The organism is Janthinobacterium sp. TND4EL3 (assembly GCF_900156175.1).
Taxonomy (GTDB): domain Bacteria; phylum Pseudomonadota; class Gammaproteobacteria; order Burkholderiales; family Burkholderiaceae_D; genus Janthinobacterium.
This window is the reverse complement of sequence record NZ_FTMV01000012.1, coordinates 1-17,451: the sequence shown is the minus strand read 5'-3', so window position 1 is coordinate 17,451 and position 17,451 is coordinate 1. Positions and strand designations below refer to the sequence as shown.

General features: G+C 67.3%; 10 protein-coding genes. 1 reads left to right on the top strand and 9 read right to left on the bottom strand.

Annotated features, from left to right (window positions below; translation table 11 throughout):
• Positions 1-5 precede the first annotated feature (5 nt).
• The 4 genes from recB to BXA07_RS18120 form a co-directional block, all read right to left on the bottom strand.
• Positions 6-3,680: an exodeoxyribonuclease V subunit beta gene (gene recB / locus BXA07_RS18135; protein WP_076569580.1), complete on the bottom strand. Its 3,675-nt coding sequence runs from the start codon at positions 3,678-3,680 to the stop codon at positions 6-8.
• Entirely contained in the window at positions 3,677-7,102 is a 3,426-nt protein-coding gene (gene recC, locus BXA07_RS18130; RefSeq protein ID WP_076569579.1) for an exodeoxyribonuclease V subunit gamma, read from the bottom strand. Before recC ends, recB begins: the two co-directional genes overlap by 4 nt.
• A 75-nt stretch (positions 7,103-7,177) precedes the next feature.
• Positions 7,178-10,222, bottom strand: coding sequence for a CHASE domain-containing protein (locus BXA07_RS18125; protein ID WP_076569577.1), 3,045 nt, complete (start codon positions 10,220-10,222; stop codon positions 7,178-7,180).
• 109 nt (positions 10,223-10,331) lie between these two features.
• Positions 10,332-11,222 carry a LysR family transcriptional regulator gene (locus tag BXA07_RS18120; RefSeq protein ID WP_076569576.1) on the bottom strand — a complete coding sequence of 297 codons (891 nt, stop codon included), beginning with the start codon at positions 11,220-11,222 and terminating at the stop codon, positions 10,332-10,334.
• Positions 11,223-11,330: 108 nt separating this feature from the next.
• On the opposite strand from BXA07_RS18120, the gene BXA07_RS18115 reads away from it, so the two are divergent.
• A complete protein-coding gene (locus BXA07_RS18115) occupies positions 11,331-12,311 on the top strand; it encodes a cyclase family protein (protein ID WP_139335643.1) in 981 nt (326 codons plus the stop codon).
• 12 nt (positions 12,312-12,323) lie between these two features.
• On the opposite strand, the gene cobA is transcribed toward BXA07_RS18115, so the two are convergent.
• From cobA to iolB, 5 genes are all read right to left on the bottom strand, one after another.
• Positions 12,324-13,094, bottom strand: a complete 771-nt coding sequence (gene cobA, locus BXA07_RS18110; RefSeq protein ID WP_076569939.1) for a uroporphyrinogen-III C-methyltransferase — start codon at positions 13,092-13,094, stop codon at positions 12,324-12,326.
• A 14-nt stretch (positions 13,095-13,108) separates the two neighbouring features.
• Complete coding sequence (locus tag BXA07_RS18105; RefSeq protein WP_076569574.1) at positions 13,109-14,287, bottom strand: CmpA/NrtA family ABC transporter substrate-binding protein; 1,179 nt, start codon at positions 14,285-14,287, stop codon at positions 13,109-13,111.
• A 157-nt stretch (positions 14,288-14,444) separates the two neighbouring features.
• Positions 14,445-15,083 carry an ANTAR domain-containing response regulator gene (locus BXA07_RS18100; protein ID WP_076569572.1) on the bottom strand — a complete coding sequence of 213 codons (639 nt, stop codon included), beginning with the start codon at positions 15,081-15,083 and terminating at the stop codon, positions 14,445-14,447.
• Between the two features lie 75 nt (positions 15,084-15,158).
• Positions 15,159-16,658, bottom strand: coding sequence for a CoA-acylating methylmalonate-semialdehyde dehydrogenase (locus BXA07_RS18095; RefSeq protein ID WP_083708385.1), 1,500 nt, complete (start codon positions 16,656-16,658; stop codon positions 15,159-15,161).
• A gap of 13 nt (positions 16,659-16,671) precedes the next feature.
• Positions 16,672-17,451, bottom strand: a 780-nt coding sequence (gene iolB, locus BXA07_RS18090; RefSeq protein ID WP_244556329.1) for a 5-deoxy-glucuronate isomerase, incomplete at its 5' end; no start/stop codon positions are given.

The following is a 17,451-nucleotide window of genomic DNA, read 5'->3' as shown; positions in this document are numbered from 1 at the left end:
GCTCGCTATGCTGCATGGTGTTCCGCTTCTTCTGACAATAATTGATCGAGGCCGTCCAGCAGCTCCAGTTGCGGCGCCAGCCAGTAGCAGCCGTGCGTGTCCGCATTCGCGATGCCGCGCAGGAACAGGAAAATGGCGCCGCCCAGGTGTTCGGCCGGGTCGTAGGCGTCGCCAAGCCGGCTTTTCAGCAGCCGGTGCAGGGCCAGCATGTAGATGGCGCCCTGGATGTCGTAGCGGTGCTGCGCCATGCCGGCCGCCAGCGCGGCCGTGTGATAGGCGTCGTCGTTGGCGCCCAGCGCATTGGACTTGTAGTCGAGCACCCAGTAGCGCCCTTCCCTTTCGATGACCAGGTCGGCAAAACCTTTGAGCATGCCGTGCAGCGGGCGCCGCGGCAGCACGGGACGCGGCGCGCCGCCCAGCAGCAAGCGCGTGCACAGCTGATCGAGCGCGCCGGTGGACAGATGCTCGCTGGGGAGCCAGAACTCCATCTCGGACAGGGTGCTATCGAGTTCGGACAGCGAGGCGTCGAGCAGCGGCAGCGGCGTGATGGCGATCTCCCTGAGCCAGGCGATGGCGTCTTCCTGGCGGTGGCCCCAGCCGGCCCGCTCGCAGCGCGCGGCCAGGCGCGTGTCGAAATTGGCATCGTGGACGCTGTCAAAGCCTTCGCTGCCCATCCACTCGAGCTGCTCGTGCAGGAAGTTGCCGGGCACGGAGCCGCGCGGAAAGCGGTGCCATGGGGCGTCGCCCATTTGCGTCGGCGAGACCACGGCCACAGCCGTGCCATCTTCCAGCAAAGTCTCTTCCAGCGCCCGCTGCGGCACGTGCGCGGCCGCCACGGCGCCGATCTGGCGCGTCAGCGAGGTAAAACTGCCCACCGACCAGTCGCGCTCGAATTCGCCCGCGAACAGGGGCGCGGGACGCAGCTCGGGGCGCCGCTCGACCCGGTCGAGCACCGTGCAGGCATCGGGCTGCGCCAGCGAGCCCACGTAGATGGCGTCGCAATTGCCCGCCACCTGCTGCCAGCGCAGCAGCAGTTGCTCCGCCGGCAGCTTGTCGCCGCCCGTCAGCAGGTAGCCGAGCGCCGATTCGTGCAGGGTGTTCTCGCCCGCCTTGCGCGCCGCCTGGGCGGCCACGCCCAGCCACAGGAAATGGCGCGCGCGCGTCAGGGCCACGTACAGCAGACGCAAGTCTTCCTCGATGCGCGCCTCTTCGACTGCCGCCATGGCTTCGTCGGACAAGGCCAGGTCGAGGCGGCGTTCGCCATCCTCGCCCGCATAGTCGAAGAAGCTGCGGTTGCGCTTGTCCACCTTGCGCGCCGTGACGGCGAACGGCAGGTACACGAGCGGGTATTCGAGGCCCTTGGACTTGTGCACGGTGATGACCTTGACCAGTTCCGCATCGCTTTCCAGGCGCAGCACGCGCTCGTCGCCGTTGTCGCCCTCGCCGGCGATCTGCTCGGCCAGCCAGCGTATCAGCGCCTGTTCGCCGTCGAGCTGGCGGCTGGCCGACTGCAGCAGTTCGGCCAGGTGCAGCAGATTCGTCAGGCGCCGCTCGCCGCCCGTCTGCTGCAGCAGCATGGCGGGCAATTGCAGTTCGTGGATGAAGCGGCGCAGCATGGCCAGCACGCCCTGGCGCTGCCAGATCAGGTGCAGGGTCTTCAATTGCTCGACCCGGCGTTCCCATTCCAGTTCGTCGCTCGACAGCCGCGCCAGCTCGCCCAGCGGCAAGCCGATGGTGCGCGTGGCAAAGGCGGCGCGCGCCAGGGCGCCGTCGAGCGGGTTGGCCAGCGCCGCCAGCCAGCGCAGCACATCGGCCGCTTCCTCGCTGTCGACGACGGAATCCTTGTCGGACAAATACACGCTGGCGACCCGGCGGCGCGCCAGCGCGCGGCGGATGGCCGCTGCCTCCTTGCGGTCGCGCACGAGGATGGCGATATCGGCCGGCTGCAGGCGCACGAATCCGTCGGGGCCATCGAAACCGGCTTGCGCATCGCCCAGCATGGCGACGATGTGCTCGGCGCAATGCTGCGCGAAGTACTCGCGGTAGCTGTCCCCGCGCAGCCCTTCGTCGCTGGCGCAGGCGGCCAGCAGGGCCGGCAGCGGACCGCCGGCATTCACCAGGCGCTCGCTGCGGCCCTTGGCGTCGACGGCCTCGAACGGCAGCGGATTCTCGCCGTTCTTGCGGTAGCGGAAGGCGCCAGCCGGCACCTCGGCGCGCTCCGCGTGCAGGAACAGCTGGTTGACGGCGGCCACCAGGGGTGCCGTCGAGCGGTAATTGGTACCCAGCTGGTAGTGGCGGCCGTTCGTCGCGCGCCGCGCCGCCAGGTAGCTCTGGATGTCGGCGCCGCGAAAGCCGTAGATCGACTGCTTCGGGTCGCCGATCAGGAACAATCCTTGCGCTGGATCATTCTCCGCAATGCGGTAAAGCAAATTGAAGATCTGGTACTGTGCAGGGGCCGTATCCTGGAATTCATCGACCATGGCCAGCGGATACTGGTCGACGATGCGCTGGCGCAGGGCTGCGCCATTCTCGCCGGCCAGCGCGTCGTGCAGGCGCTGCAGCATGTCGGCAAAGCCGAACTGGCGCGACTGGCGCTTCAACTGGTCCATGCGCCGCGCGATGGCCGCCGCCGCATGCAGGTGCAGCTTGTGCGCCAGCGGCGTGATGGCCGCCAGGGCCAGCCCCAGCGCCTCCGTATGCTCGAAGCACTCGGGCACCTGGGCCGTGAAACTCTTGGCAAACGCATCCTCGATGCCGAACGGCGTCAAGCGTTCCCAGGCCTTGGCCGTGATGGCCGGCAGCAGCAGGAGCGGGTCTTGCGCCCAGCGGCGCAAGCCGTCGAACCACTTCGCCAGGTTCTCCGGCTTCATCTTGACGCCGTTAAAACACTTGGGATTGGCGGCGCGGTGGTCGTTGATCCATGCCGCCATCCGGTCCACGCGCTCGACCCAGCCCGCCTTCAGGGTGGCCAGCTGTGCGGCCAGCGCCCGCTGTTCGCGCGCGATCAGCGCGGATAACGGCTCCTCCTCGGCCATGCCCATGATGTCGGCGCGCCGGGACAGCTCGCGCGTTCCCTTTTTCAGCGCTTCCACGTCGGGCCAGCAATCGAGCAGCACGTCGAGCGCCTGCGGCGCCAGCGGATACACTTGCTGGCGCCAGTAATCGTGGGCCGCATCCTCGAACAGCGCTTGTTCGTCGCTGACCAGTTCTTCGTCGAACAGGCTGCCGCTGTCGAAGGCGTGCTCGCGCAGCATGCGCTGGCACCAGGCGTCGATGGTGAAGATGGCCGCTTCATCCATCGTCTCGGCGGCCAGCATCAGCCGGTGCGCGGCCTTCTGCCGTTCGCTCTCGTCCGGATAGGATTCGAGCAAGGCGTCGAGGAACGGATCGCTGCCGCCGGATTCGTGGCGGAACTCATTGCGAAAATAAGCGGCCGCCTCGATCAGGCGCTCGCGCACGCGGTTCGACAATTCGCGCGTGGCGGCGCGGGTGAACGTCATCACGAGGATGTCGGCCGGCAGCAGCGGGCGCGCAAAGCGGCTGTCGTCGCCGCCGTGACCAAGTACCAGCCGCACGTACAGGGCGGCGATGGTCCAGGTCTTGCCGGTGCCGGCGGACGCCTCGATCAGGCGCGAGCCGTGCAGGGGAAATTCCAGGGGGTTGAGCAGATGGCTCGTCATTGTTCTTCTCCCGCGCCGTCATCGGGCGCGCTGATCGGGTCGATCGTGATGTGTTGTTGCAGCCAGTCTGCCAGCGGGCCATACAGCTCGCGCGTGCAGTCTTCCCACGCTTCTTCAAGCGCCAGCGCGGAAAACTCGGGCCACAGGCGCGCCAGGCACAGTTCATCGCGCTCGCCCGAGATATCGAAGCCGCCATCGTAGACGGCGCGCGGGTCGCCCTGCTGCACCAGCGCCAGCCCCGTCTTGCAGGCCGTCGGCAGCGGATGGTTCATGCCTTCGCGCCACAGCGCCAGCAGGGTGGACAGCGCGTCGCGCGACGTGGCCGGATCGAGCGGCGCCATGCTGACGATGGCGTCGCGCGCCACCAGATAGCCGGTGACGGGGAAATCGAGGGCGGCGGCGGCCAGCTGGCGCAGCCACATCAGCATCAGCTTGTCGCCGCGCGCCTGGCCGCCCTTGTCCGTCACCTTCGAGGAAATCTGCATCAGCCAGGCCGTGTCCCGGCCGTTGCTGCACAATCTGTCGAGCCAGTCGTCGATCTGCAGCTCGCCGAACGGCAAATTGATGGCGCGCTTCTCGGCCGCCTGCGGAAACGAGGCGCGCAGGGACAGCCATGCGCTGCGCACGGGCACGAGCGCCTCGACCAGCTGCGCCTGCACCTGTTGGCCGATCAGGCCGATGGGCAGCACGCCTTCGCGCGCAAGCCGTGCCGCGCGCGCTTCCAGGCTGGCGCGCACGTCGTCGATATCTTCCACGGCGCCGCCGTCATCGAGCATGGTGTCTTCCAGCAGGTAGCGCTCGAGCGCATTCAGGCCGAACGGCTCCTCATCCTCGCCCAGCATGGCCGCATCGGCGAAATGCACGCTGAGGCGGCGGCGGAAGAAGTACTTGACGGGCTGGCGCAAAAAGCTGGCCAGTTCGCCCAGCTTCAGGCGCGTGTCCGGGTCGAGTTCATACGGGCCCAGGGCCGGCGCCCCTGCCTGCGCAGCCGCATCCGCGTCCGCATGCGCCACGCGCCATTCGCGCGCATAGGTGAGCAGGCCGCCCGCCTCGAAGTAGCGGCGGCTGAACGGCTGCAGCGCGTGCTCGGTGGTGAGCGACGCCAGGTGGCGGTCCAGCGACCAGCCTGCGGCCAGGTAGTCGCGCAGCTGCGACACGAGCACGGACGGCGGCTGCTCGGAATTGTCGCGCACATTGCGCCCCACCCAGCTCACGTACAGCTTGTCGCGCGCGGCCAGCAAGGCTTCGAGCATCAGGTAGCGGTCGTCGTCGCGGCGCGAACGGTCGCCCGGGCGGGCCATGCCGGGCAAGGCCAGCAAGTCGAAATCGGCCTTGGGCGCGCGGCGCGGGAAATCGCCATCGTTCATGCCCAGCAGGCAGACGACGCGGAACGGCACGGCGCGCATCGGCATCAGGGTGCAGAACGTGACGCCGCCGGAGACGAACTGGTGATTCAGGGTCGGTTCGTCGAGCGCGCCCAGCCACGCCACGCGCAGCACGGACAAGGGTACCTGCTCGACAAAGCCCGCGTGCCCGCAGGTTTCCAGCCAGCCCTGCAGGGCGCCTTCCAGCTGCGCCAGGGTCAGGCGGTCGCCCTCGTCGTCGGCGTCAAAGAAGGCCGCCAGCAGCGCGCGCGCCTGCTCGCCCCATTCGGCCGGCGTGCGCGCGCCGGCCAGCACGGTGCGCCAGTGCAGCAGCGCCTCGACCAGCTGCGCCAGCGAACCCGCCAGCGCCGCATCGAGGCCACCCACTTCCGCATACGGCTCGATGCCCCCAAAGCTGGCGCCACTGCCGCTGGCATAGCCGAGCAGCATGCGCCGCACGCCGAAGATCCACGCGTTCTGTTCCCCGGCCGCCCCCAGCCCCAAGCCGGCGCGGTGTTCCTGGTCCAGGCCCCAGCGCACGCCCGCGCCCTCGATCCACGCGCCCAGGGTGGCCAGGTCGTCCGGCTGCAGGCCGAAGCGGGTAGCCAGCGCCGGCACGTCGAGCAGGTCGCGCACTTCGCTCTGGCGGCAGCGCTGCTGCGGCAGGTGCAGCAGCCACTCGAGCGCGACGAGCAGCGGGTTGACGCTGCGGTCCTTCACGTCGCCGATCTCGAACGGGATGAAACGCTCGTCATTGCGCCGGTACTGGCCGAAGACGGCGTGGATGGCGGCCGTAAAGGTGTCGATATCGGGCACCATCACCACCACGTCGCGCGGGCGCAAGCCCGTCTCGCCGCTGTGGGCGAACATGGCCAGCAGCTGGTCATGCAGCACTTCCACTTCGCGCTGCACGCTGTGCGCCACGTGAAATTCGATCGAGCGGTCGCCGGCGTCGGGCGGCGTTTGCTCATGTTCGGCCAGCGGGCGCAGTTCGCGGATGGCCACCTGCACCTGCTGCAGCAGGGTTTCGCCCGTTTCCTCGCCAAACAGGTCGATGCGCAGGCTGTCGTCGCGCCCTTCGGCTTGCGCGTGTTCGTCGAATTCGTCAAGCATGCGGATGAAATCGCGCCCTTGCCTGCCCCAGCTGGCCAGCAGCGGATGGCTGTGCGCATGCAGCTCTTCCATTGGAATTTGCGCCAGGTCATGACCGTTGCGCTGCCGCTGGCGCTTGTTGGCCGCGCGCAGCAAGTCGCGCCCCTCGATGATGTCGCCCCAGTAGAACTGGCATGGATTCGGCACGGCCAGCACCACCTGCGTGTGGCGCGCCAGCGCAGCGAGCGCCTGCAAGGTCTGGTACGGCAAGGCCGACACGCCGAACAGCACCACCCTGCGCGGCAGCTTGCCGGCAGGCGCATCGCCGCCGGCAATCGCCGCCAGGAAGGCGTCGTGGATGTCGGCGCGGCCCGTGTCGCGCTCGAACGGCTCCACGTCGGCAGCCACGGCGCGCCACAACTGCGCCTGCCAGCGCTGGTCGTCCTTCAAGGCCATGGCGTCGCCGCGGGCCGTGCGCAACTGGTCGCGCCCGGCCGCCCAGTCGGCCAGCCAGTCGGCCCGGTAGACCTGGTACTGGTCAAACAGGTCGGCCAGGCGCTCGGCCAGCTGCAGCCGGCGTTCCGCGTCGCCGTCGGCGAGGAAGTAGCGCAGCGGCGCAAATACCGGGTCGTCCAGCAGGGACGGCAGCAGGCGCATCAAGCGCCAGGTCAGCGGCGATTTGTCGAATGGCGACACGCGCGGGACGCGCTCGCGCCCCAGCATGCCCCGGTAGCTTTCCCACAGCAGGCGCGCCGGCAGTGCGATGCGCGTGGCGGCGCACACCTTCATCTCCTCGGCCAGCGCGATCTTCAGCCATTCGGCCACGCCGTTCGACTGCACCAGGAAGATATCCGTCTCCAGCGGCGCCAGCGGGTGCTGCCGCAGCCACTGGAAGACGGCGGCGCGCAGCTGTTCCAGCTGGTTGCCATGCAGGATGAGAAGGCCGGGCGTGACGGTTGTTTGCATGCTGATCCGATGGGTTGCCGCGCGCCCGCCGGGACGGCCGGGCGCGCCAAAGCCGTATTATCGCCGCTCCCTGCGTCAGGGGGCGTCGCTGGCGGCAAATTCCAGTGAAATTTGTTCGGCCACCTGGGCCAGGGCGGGCGCCAGGGCCGTCAGCAGGGCGCGCGCCTGCTGCATGTCGCCGCCCAGGCGCAAGCCTTCGATCGACAGGCACAGCGCGGCGAAAGCGTGCGCCCCCACGGCCAGCGCCGACGATTTGCTGCGGTGGCCCAGGTCCGCCAGGCGGCCCAGGTCTTCCAGCGCCATGGCCTGCTCCATTTCGGCGATGCCGTCGCGCGCCGTATCGAGGAACAGCTGGGTGTACTTGCGCATCTTGACGCCGTCATTGCTGAACGTGAGCGCCAGGGTGGCCAGGTCGAGGATGGACCTGTCGCGCGATTCCGGCGTCCCATGCGCGGCAGGCGTCGCCCCCTGCGCCGTGGCGGCGGACAGGCTGCCCAGCGGTCCGTGGCCGGCACCGCCGATGCCGCCACGCAGGCGGAACCACTTTGCCAGCAGGTGAAACAGCAGATTCGGTGCAATCGGCTTGGTCACGAATTCATCCATGCCCGCTTCCAGGCAGCGGGCGCGGTCTTCGCTGCCCGCGTTGGCCGTCATGGCGATCACCAGCAGGCCCGCGAGCCGCGGGTCGGCGCGGATGCGGCGCGTCGCCTCGAAGCCGTCCATCTCGGGCATCTGCACGTCCATCAGCACGCAGTCGTAGCGCTGGCGCGACAGCAGCTCCAGCGCCTCGCGGCCGTTGCCGGCCACGCAGACGGTGGCGCCCGCGTCTTCCAGCAATTCGCAGCCTACCTGCTGGCTGAAGACGTTATCTTCCACCAGCAGGATGGAGGCGCCGCGGATCACGCCCAGCACTTCCGGCTCCACCTCGGCGATGCCGTCGTCGCTGGCCTGCGCGCATTTTTCCAGGCGCGCCGTAAACCAGAAGGTGCTGCCCAGGCCAGGCTGGCTGTACACGCCCACCTTGCCGCCCATGAGTTCTGCGAGCTGCTTGCTGATCACCAGCCCCAGTCCGCTGCCGCCGTACTTGCGCGTGGTCGACGGGTCTGCCTGGTGGAAGGAGCGGAACAGCTGCGCCACCTCTTCCTGGTTCATGCCGATGCCCCGGTCCTGCACCTCGAAGCGCAGCATGGTGTGGCTGCCGCGCTCCTCGGACTGGCGCACGCGCACGAAGATGCTGGCATTGTCGGAGAACTTGATGGCGTTGCTGGTCAGGTTCAGCAAGACCTGCTCCAGGCGCAGCGGATCGCCGCGCCAGCGCTGCGGCAGTTCGGGCGCGATGTCGAATTGCAAAGTGAGGCCCTTGAGGGCGGCCGCGTCGCCCAGCTGGCTGGCGATGTTCGCCAGCAGGGTGTCGAGGCGGAAGTCCAGCACTTCCAGTTCCAGCTTGCCCGCCTCGATCTTGGAAAAGTCGAGGATGTCGTTGATCAGGCCCAGCAAATGCTGGCCCGAATGGTAGATCTTTTGCAGATAGTCGCGCTGGCGTACATCGGCCACCGATTTCAGGGCCAGGTGCGCCATGCCGATGATGCTGTTCATCGGCGTGCGGATTTCATGGCTCATGTTCGACAGGAAGTCGCTCTTGGCTTGGCTGGCCGCGTCGGCCTGCTCCTTCAGCCGGTGCAGCTCCGTCACGTCCGTGGACAGGCCGATCAGGCCCGTGACGGGGCCGGGCAGGCCCAGCGGCACCTTCACGCTCCACAGGTGGTGCACCTGGCCCTGCGCATCGACGAAACGCTCCTCGCCGACGAACTTGACGCCGCTGTCGAACACCTGGCGCTCCGTGCGCTGCGCGGCGGCGGCAGCGTCGCCCACCATCAATTCGCCGTCCCTGCGGCCGATCACCTGTTCCACGGATCGCCCCAGGATGGTTGCCGTGCGCGCGTTCACGTAACGGTAGCGCAGGTCGGCATCCTTCATGTAGACGTAGGCGTCGACGCTGTCGAGCACCGTGTCGAGCAGGGTGCGCTGCGCCACCGCGCTGCGGCGCGAACGGTACAGGGTGTAGATATAGCCATAGATGAGCAGCGTGCCGGCCACGCCGACGGCCAGCGCCAGCCACGGAAAATAGCGGTCAAAACCGCTGTACAGCTCTTCCTTGCGCACGCGGAAATGGGCCTTCCACTGGCCGCCCTGGTACACCACGGGCAGCACGCGGTCGAAATACGCCGCGTCGCTGCCCGGCTGCGGCGGCGCCGCCGCCAGATCGCCGTCATCGTTGAACAGCAGGCGGTCCTGCCGCGTGATGCGCAGCACGCCGCTGGCCGGCAGCGGGTCGGCGGCGCTGTACAGGGTCAGGTGCAGCGGTTCGAGCGCGCTGCGTTCGAGCGCGCTGTGCACCAGCTGCGCCACGCCGAAGCCGATGCCGACGGAGCCCTGGTAGGCGGCGCGGCGCTCGGCCACGCTGCCCTGCGGCATGCCGTTGCGGTATACGGGCAGGCGCATGCCCAGGCCCACGTGCGCGGGCGGCCCCTTGATCATGATCACCTGGCCCGACGCGCTGACTTCGCCGCTGTCGCGCGCCTGGGCCAGGGCCCGCGCCACCAGCGGGTTGGCGCCGATATCGACGCCCATGCGCTCGCGCAGCAGGGAATCGGGCTCCAGGTAGGTGAGCACCGTGTATTCGGGCCGCTCACCGGACGGGCGAATGGTGAAATCGGGGTAGCCGCGCGGCGACAGGCCGGTATCGCGGCGCACGCCGTCGATATATGCCGCGCGCTGCGCCGGCGAGACCGCCACCGCATAGTTGACCGATTCGATGGCGGGGAACTGGCGCGCGATATCGAGGCCGGCCACGTAATCGTGGAACTGGCGGCGCGTCAGGTGCTCGCTGGTGCGAAACAGGGCTTCGAGGCCGCGCAGCAGGTCGGAATAGCTTTTCACCCGCGTGGCCAGGCTATGCTGGGCGCCGTAGGTCAGGTTGTCGAAACGCTGTTCGGCATCGTCATTGACCGTGCGCGCCGCGCCCGCATACAGGGCGCCGCCCACCGCCAGCGCCAGCAGCAGCCCGCCCGCCCATATCCTGATGCCTGATCCCGCCCCGCCCTTGCTCAAAGTGTGCATTGTCGATCGCTTATTCCGGTTCTATCAGCTACGAGGATACTATCAAAGCCCCTGCCCGACGCGCCTGTCGGCGAAAAAAAGCGCGCGCGATGGTTGCCCTGGAAAGCACCTAGCCACCCTGCAGCGCCGCAGCGAGGAAGTCGCAAAAGGCACGCACCTTTTCCTGCACGTGGCGGCCGTCGGGCATCAGGGCATACACGCCGCGCCTGGCCATGGCGTGCGACGGCAGCACGCGCACCAGGGCGCCGCTGGCCAGCAGCGGCGCGGCGACGAACGACGGCAGCGCGCCCACGCCCACGCCGGCCACCAGCATGTCGGCCAGCAGCAGGCTGCTGTCGGCGGAAAGGCGCACGGGCAGGACGATGCTGCTCGCCCCTTCCGGGCCGGCCAGCTGCCAGACGCCGGGACTGTCGGCCAGGCGGTAGGCCAGGCAATCGTGGCCGTGCAGGTCCAGCGCCCGCACCGGCGTGCCGCGCCGCGCCAGGTAGGCAGGCGATGCGCAAATCATCTGCTCGACGTCGCCCAGGCGCCGCGCAACCAGCGACGAATCGGCCAGCGCGGCGCGGATGCGCAGCGACACGTCATAGCCCTCGCCCACCACGTCGCGCAGGCGGTCGTCCAGGGTCAGCTCCAGCTTCACTTCCGGGTAGCGCGCCATGAAGGCGGGCAGCAAGGGCGACAGCACCTTCAGGCCGAAGGACAGCGGCACGTTCACGCGCAGCCGCCCCGCCACCTTGCCGGCGCAGCCGCGCGTGGCCAGTTCCAGCGCGGCGATCTCGTCGAGCAGGCGGCAGCATTCAAGATAGTAGGCACGCCCGCCGTCCGACAGGCTCATGCGCCGCGTCGTGCGTACCAGCAGCACGGTGCCGAGCCGCTCTTCCAGTTGGCGCACCTGCTTGCTGACGGCCGCCGCAGACTGGTCCAGCTCCAGCGCCGCCTTGCTGAAACTGTCACGTTCGACCACCGCGCGAAATACGCGCATGAGCGCCAGCACATCCATCATTATTTCCTTCCAGTTGAATATCTTATTATTTTATCGCTGATTATCATTGAATTTTAAAATAATATGATGACGGCTTCTTCATTCATGTCACGCAAGGAGCACACCATGTTCAAACCATCCGCCACCCTGGCCGCCCTGCTGCTGGCCCTGCTGGGAGGGACAGTGCAGGCCGCCCTGCCCGAAGTGGGCGTCAGCCCCTGGGGACCGAAGGACGAGATCGGCCGCCTGAACCTGATGACGCCGGCCTCGCGCGCCGCCATCCTGGCCCGCATCGACGGCGGCAAGAGCTATGACCTGGCCGTCGATTTCTATATCGGCATGCCCAGCTGGCAGGCGGCCGGCGATCCGCCCTACCAGATGTGGATGACGCACACGCCGAAAGGCAATGTGGTGGCCGATTCCATGCACGTGGGCGACGCCATGAACCGCCACGTCAGTTACACGGGCTCGGCCGTCTCCATGTATGCACACATGGGCACGCATATCGATGCGCTCAACCATTTCGGCCTGAACGGCAAGATCTGGAACGGTTTTACGGAAGAACAATACCTGGGTGACCGGGGCTGGACGGTGACGGGCGCGGAAAAGCTGCCGCCCATCGTCGCGCGCGGCGTGCTGATCGACGTGGCCGTGGCCAAGGGCTTGTCGCAACTGCCCGACAATTACCGGGTCACGCGGCAAGACTTGCGCGCGGCGCTGGCGCAGCAGAAGGTGACGCTGGAACAGGGCGACGTGGTGCTGATACGCACAGGCCGCATGCAGCACTATGAGCAGGCGCAAGCCTACATGGCCAATCCCCCCGGCCTGTCGCTCGATGCGGCGAAATTCCTCGTGGAAGACGGCGGCGCCATGGTGGTGGGCGCGGACAACCTCAGTTTCGAGGCGTTTCCGTCCGAAGTGGCGCACAATTACCTGCCCGTGCACACCTATCTGCTGGCGCAGCAGGGCGCGCCCATCCTGGAACTGGTCGACCTGGAAGCGCTGTCGCGCGACAAGGTGTACCAGTTCGCCTTCATCGGCGCGTCCCTGAAATTCCGCGGCGGCGACGCAGCGCCCATCCGCCCCGTGGCCCTGCCGATCCGCTAGGCGCCGGCAGGCTCAGACGGTCGCGGCCAGCAAGCCCTGTGCGCCATGCGCCTCCCAGGCATCGGCGCAGCGCACCACCTCGCCCACGACGATGATGCTGGGGCTGCCCAGGCCGCTGGCCAGCAAGTCGCCGGGCAAGCGCTGCAAAGTACTCAGCAACTGGCGCTGGGTGGGCAGGCTGGCCGACTGCACCACGGCCACGGGCGTGCCGGGCGCCATGCCGCCGGCAAGCAAGCCGGCCTGGATGAGCGCCACCCTGGCCACGCCCATGTAGATGACCAAGGTCAGGCCGCTTTGCGCCAGCGCAAGCCAGTTCGGCTCCGACGCGCTATCCTTGCCGTGACCGGTAACGAAGATCGCGCCCTGGCTCCAGCCGCGGTGCGTGAGCGGCACGCCGATGCCGGCTGGCGCGGCCACCCCGCTGCTGATGCCGGGGATCACCTCGACGGCCACGCCGTGGCTGCGCAAATACGCGCGCTCTTCGCCGCCGCGCCCGAACAGGTAGGGATCGCCCCCCTTCAGACGCACCACGTGCAATCCTGCGCGGGCTTCGGCCAGCATCAGCCGTTCAATGAACGCTTGCGGCGTGGAGGCGCAGCCGCCCCGCTTGCCCACCTCGACCACGCGCACGCCGGGTGCCGCATGGCCAAGGATGGCCGGGTTGACGAGGTCGTCGATCAGCACCACGTCGGCCCGCGCGATGGCCTTTACGGCCTTGATCGTCAGCAAGTCCGGGTCGCCGGGACCGGCGCCCACCAGGGTCACGCTGCCACATTGCGCCATGATGATATCTCCCATTAAAAAAAGTGACCGATGGCAAACGATGCCGCATACGCTTCCGGTGCGCTGCCATCCCACACGACGCCGTCGCACAGGGTCGAGGCGCGCATGGGGGATTTTGGTATGGGCGTGGCCGTCATTTCCGCCGCCTGCCGATACAGGTCGATGCGGTTGACTTGCCTTGCCACCGCCAGATAATCGGGTTCGTCGCGCAGCAAGCCCCAGCGCCGGTGCTGGGTCATGAACCACATGCCGTCGGACAGGTAGGGAAAATTGACGGCGCCATCGCCGTAAAACTTCAGGCCGTGCGCATCGGTCCACGTCTTGCCCAGCCCATCCTGGTAGTGGCCGAGGATGCGCGGTACCAGCATTGCCTGTGGCGTATGCAGATAGGCGGGCTCAGCCAGGGCGGCGGCCATTTCCAGCCGGTTCGCATCGCTGGCGTCGATCCAGCGCCCCGCCTCGAGAACGGCGGCGATCAGGGCGCGGCAAGTATTCGGATGCGCGCGCGCAAAGGCGGCGCTGGTACCGAGCACCTTGCCCGGATGGTCGGGCCAGACCGCCTGGCTGGCGACGGCCGTCACGCCCACGCCATCGACGATGGCCTTGTAACCCCATGGCTCGCCCGCGCAAAAGCCATCCATCTGGCCCGCGCGCAAGGCGGACACCATCTGCGACGGCGGCACCGTCATCACGCGCGCGTCGCGCAGCGGGTCGATGCCCTGCGCGGCCAGCCAGTATTGCAGCAGCATCGCGTGGTTGCCAGTCGGAAAAGTATGCGCGAACGCAAATGGCCGCGATGCGGCCCGCATGTGGCGCGCCAGCGTATCGCCATCGTGGACGCCGTCGCGCGCCAGCGCCGCCGACAGGGTCACGGCCTGGCCGCTGTGATTGAGATTCATCAATACGGCCATGTCGCGCTGCTGCCCGCCTACGCCCATCTGCACGCCATACACGAGGCCGTACAGCACGTGGGCCGCGTCGAGTTCGCCATTGTTCAGCTTGTCGCGCACGCCGGCCCACGACATCTCCCGGCTCAGTTCGATCTTGATGCCGTATTTTTCATCGAGACCCAGCTTTGACGCCATCACCAGCGAGGCGCAATCGGTCAGCGGCAGGTAGCCGATGCGTACCGTCTGTTTTTCCGGCTGCAGGGGGTGCGCCACGCTGGCGGAGTCTGCCATTTTCTCTGTCATACCATTCCTTGCTGATAAATACTGTCTTGCCGCGCCGCCGCGGCCAAGGCTCTCCCCGTCCAGCAGCAAGGAACGTGCCCGTGGATGCGCGGTCCGGGCAGACGGGTATTGCACCGCAATGGTGCGTTGCACCAGCATGTGTCAGGAAATGGATGTTTCATCCCAGCAAGTCCTCCACGTCGAGGATGCGCTGGGCGATGTCGGCCAGCTTGAGTTTCTTGTTCATGGCCATGCTGCGCAGCCGCTGGTAGGTCTGCTCTTCCGTCAAGCCGTGATGCGTCATCAGCAGGCCCTTGGCCCGCTCGATCACTTTGCGTTCCAGCAGCTTGTGCCGCGATTCATGCAATTCGGCCCGCAGTTTTTCCTCCTGGCGGAAGCGCGCGAGGGCCACGTTGAGCACGGGCAAGATGCGCTCGGCCTGCAAGCCGGCCACGATGTAGGCGGAGACGCCGGCCGCCATGGCTGCGTCGATGCTGGCCGTGGCGCCGTCTTCCGTGAACAGGACGATGGGACGGCGCTCGTCGCGCGTGGCGATGACGATGTGTTCGAGCACGTCGCGCGCGTCCGATTCCGCGTCGATGATGATGAGGTCGGGCTGCAACTGGGCAATGCGCTCGGGAAGGTAAAGGTCGGCTGGCAGCGAGGCGACGATGTCGTAGCCCGATTCCAGCAAGCCGATGCGCAAGGCATTGCCGCGCTGCACTTGCGCCGCCCATGCCGCATCCCCGTGCACGCCGTGCTCGACGATGGTATTGACGACAACGATGCGCAAAGGCTGGGTACGGCTGGACGTCATGGTAGCGGTCTGCAATGGCTAAATAGTTAGCCATTGCAGCAAGCAAGAAGCGAACCAGCCGGTTTTACAGCGGGATTACTTCAGGGTCGGCATGGCAAACTCCGCCCCAGCCGCCGTCGAGGCCGGCCAGCGCTGCGTCACCGCTTTCTGCTTGGTATAGAAGCGCACCGATTCCGGGCCGTGCGCATGGTGGTCGCCGAACAGGCTGCGCTTCCAGCCGCCGAAGCTGTGGAAGGCCATCGGCACGGGAATCGGCACGTTGACGCCCACCATCCCCACCTGCACGCGGTGCGTGTATTCGCGCGCCGTGTTGCCGTCGCGCGTGTAGATGGCCGTGCCGTTGCCATATTCATGCGCGTTGACCAGGTCCAGCGCCGCCGTGAAATCGGGCACGCGCACGATGCACAGCACGGGACCGAAGATTTCCTCCTTGTAGATCGTCATCTCCGGCGTGACATGGTCGAACAGGCTGCCGCCGAGGAAAAAGCCGTGCTCGTGGCCGGGCAGGACAAAGCCGCGCCCGTCGCAGATGAGCTTGGCGCCCTCTTCCACACCTTGCGCGATATAGCCGGCGATCTTGTCCTTGTGCACCTGCGTCACCACCGGGCCCATTTCCGCCTTCAGATCCATGCCCTGCGTGATCTTCAATGCCGCGATACGGGGCACCAGGGCTTCCACCAATTGATCCGCCACATTGCCCACCGCCACGACGACGGAAATGGCCATGCAGCGTTCGCCGGCCGAGCCAAACGCGGCGCCCATCAGGGCGTCCACCGTCTGCGGAATGTCCGCGTCCGGCATGACGACCATGTGGTTTTTCGCGCCGCCCAGGGCCTGCACGCGCTTGCCCTGGGCGCAGCCCGTCGCATAGATATACTCGGCAATCGGCGTGGAACCGACGAAGCTGACGGCGCGCACGTCCGGGTGGTGCAGCAAGCCGTCCACCGCTTCTTTATCTCCCTGCAGCACGTTGAAGACGCCGTCGGGCAAGCCCGCGTCCGTCAGCAGCTGCGCCAGCAGCAGGCTGGCCGACGGGTCGCGCTCCGACGGTTTCAACACAAACGTATTGCCGCAGGCAATGGCCATCGGGAACATCCACATCGGCACCATCACGGGAAAGTTGAACGGCGTGATGCCGACGCAGACACCGAGCGCCTGGCGGATCGACCAGGCGTCGATGCCGCCGGCTACCTGTTCCGAATACTCGCCCTTCATCATCTGCGGGATGCCGCAGGCAAATTCCACCACTTCGATGCCGCGCGTCACTTCGCCTTTCGCATCCGTGAAGACCTTGCCGTGTTCACGCGTGATCAGCTCGGCCAGCTTGTCGGCGTTTTGCTCCAGCAACTCCTTGAATTTGAACATGACGCGGGCGCGGCGCAGCGGCGACGTTTGCGACCAGGCGGGAAACGCCGCATGGGCGGCGGCCACGGCCGCGTTCAGTTCGGATGGCGTCGCCAGCGCCACCTTGGCCGTCACGGCGCCCGTGGCGGGGTTGAAGACGTCGCTCGTGCGCTCGGTGCGCGAAGCCATCGGGTTGCCACCAATAAAGTGGCCGATCATCGGGGTCATCATTGTTTATCCTTGGTTATTTCGTCATCAGCCAGTCATGGGCCGGATCGTTTTTAAAATGCCACACGCGTTTCGGGCCGGCCATCACGTTCAGGTAATAGCCGTCGTAGCCATACGGCACGGTCACGGGGTGGTAGCCGCGCGGCACCATCACCACGTCGTGGTTTTCCACGGCCATGGCTTCGTCGATGCTGCGGTCATCCGTATAGACCCGTTGATACGCAAAACCCTGCTCCGGGTTAAGCCGGTGGTAATAGGTTTCCTCCAGCGAACTCTCGGTTGGAATATTGTCGCTGTCGTGTTTATGGGGCGGATAGCTCGACGAATGGCCGGACGGCGTGACCACCTCGACCACCAGCAAGCCGTCCGCTGCTTCCGTCTGCGGCAGGATGTCGCACACGTAGCGGGTATTGGCACCCTTGCCGCGCACGGAGCGCGTCATGGTGGAAGGTTCGATCAGGCGCGCCGGACGGTGCGTCGTGGCCGGCGCGCTGCACAGGGCGACCTCGGCGGCGCTCACGGCCGTGATGCTGACCGTGGTTTCCAGCGGCACATACACGGCGTAGGGCGAGACGTCCTCGAAGACGCTGGCGCGCTTGCCGATGGCTTCCCAGGTCTGTCCACCCGCCTGCACGTTGACCGTGCCCGTCAGCACGACGAGACACAGCTCGCGCTTGCCCGTCTCCAGGCTCAGCGATTCACCGGGCGCCAGGCGGTGCGCGGCAAAGCCCACGTGCGTCCAGCCGGCGGACTCGGGCGTGACTTCGACGATGGTGGAACCGGACTTTGCCTTGAC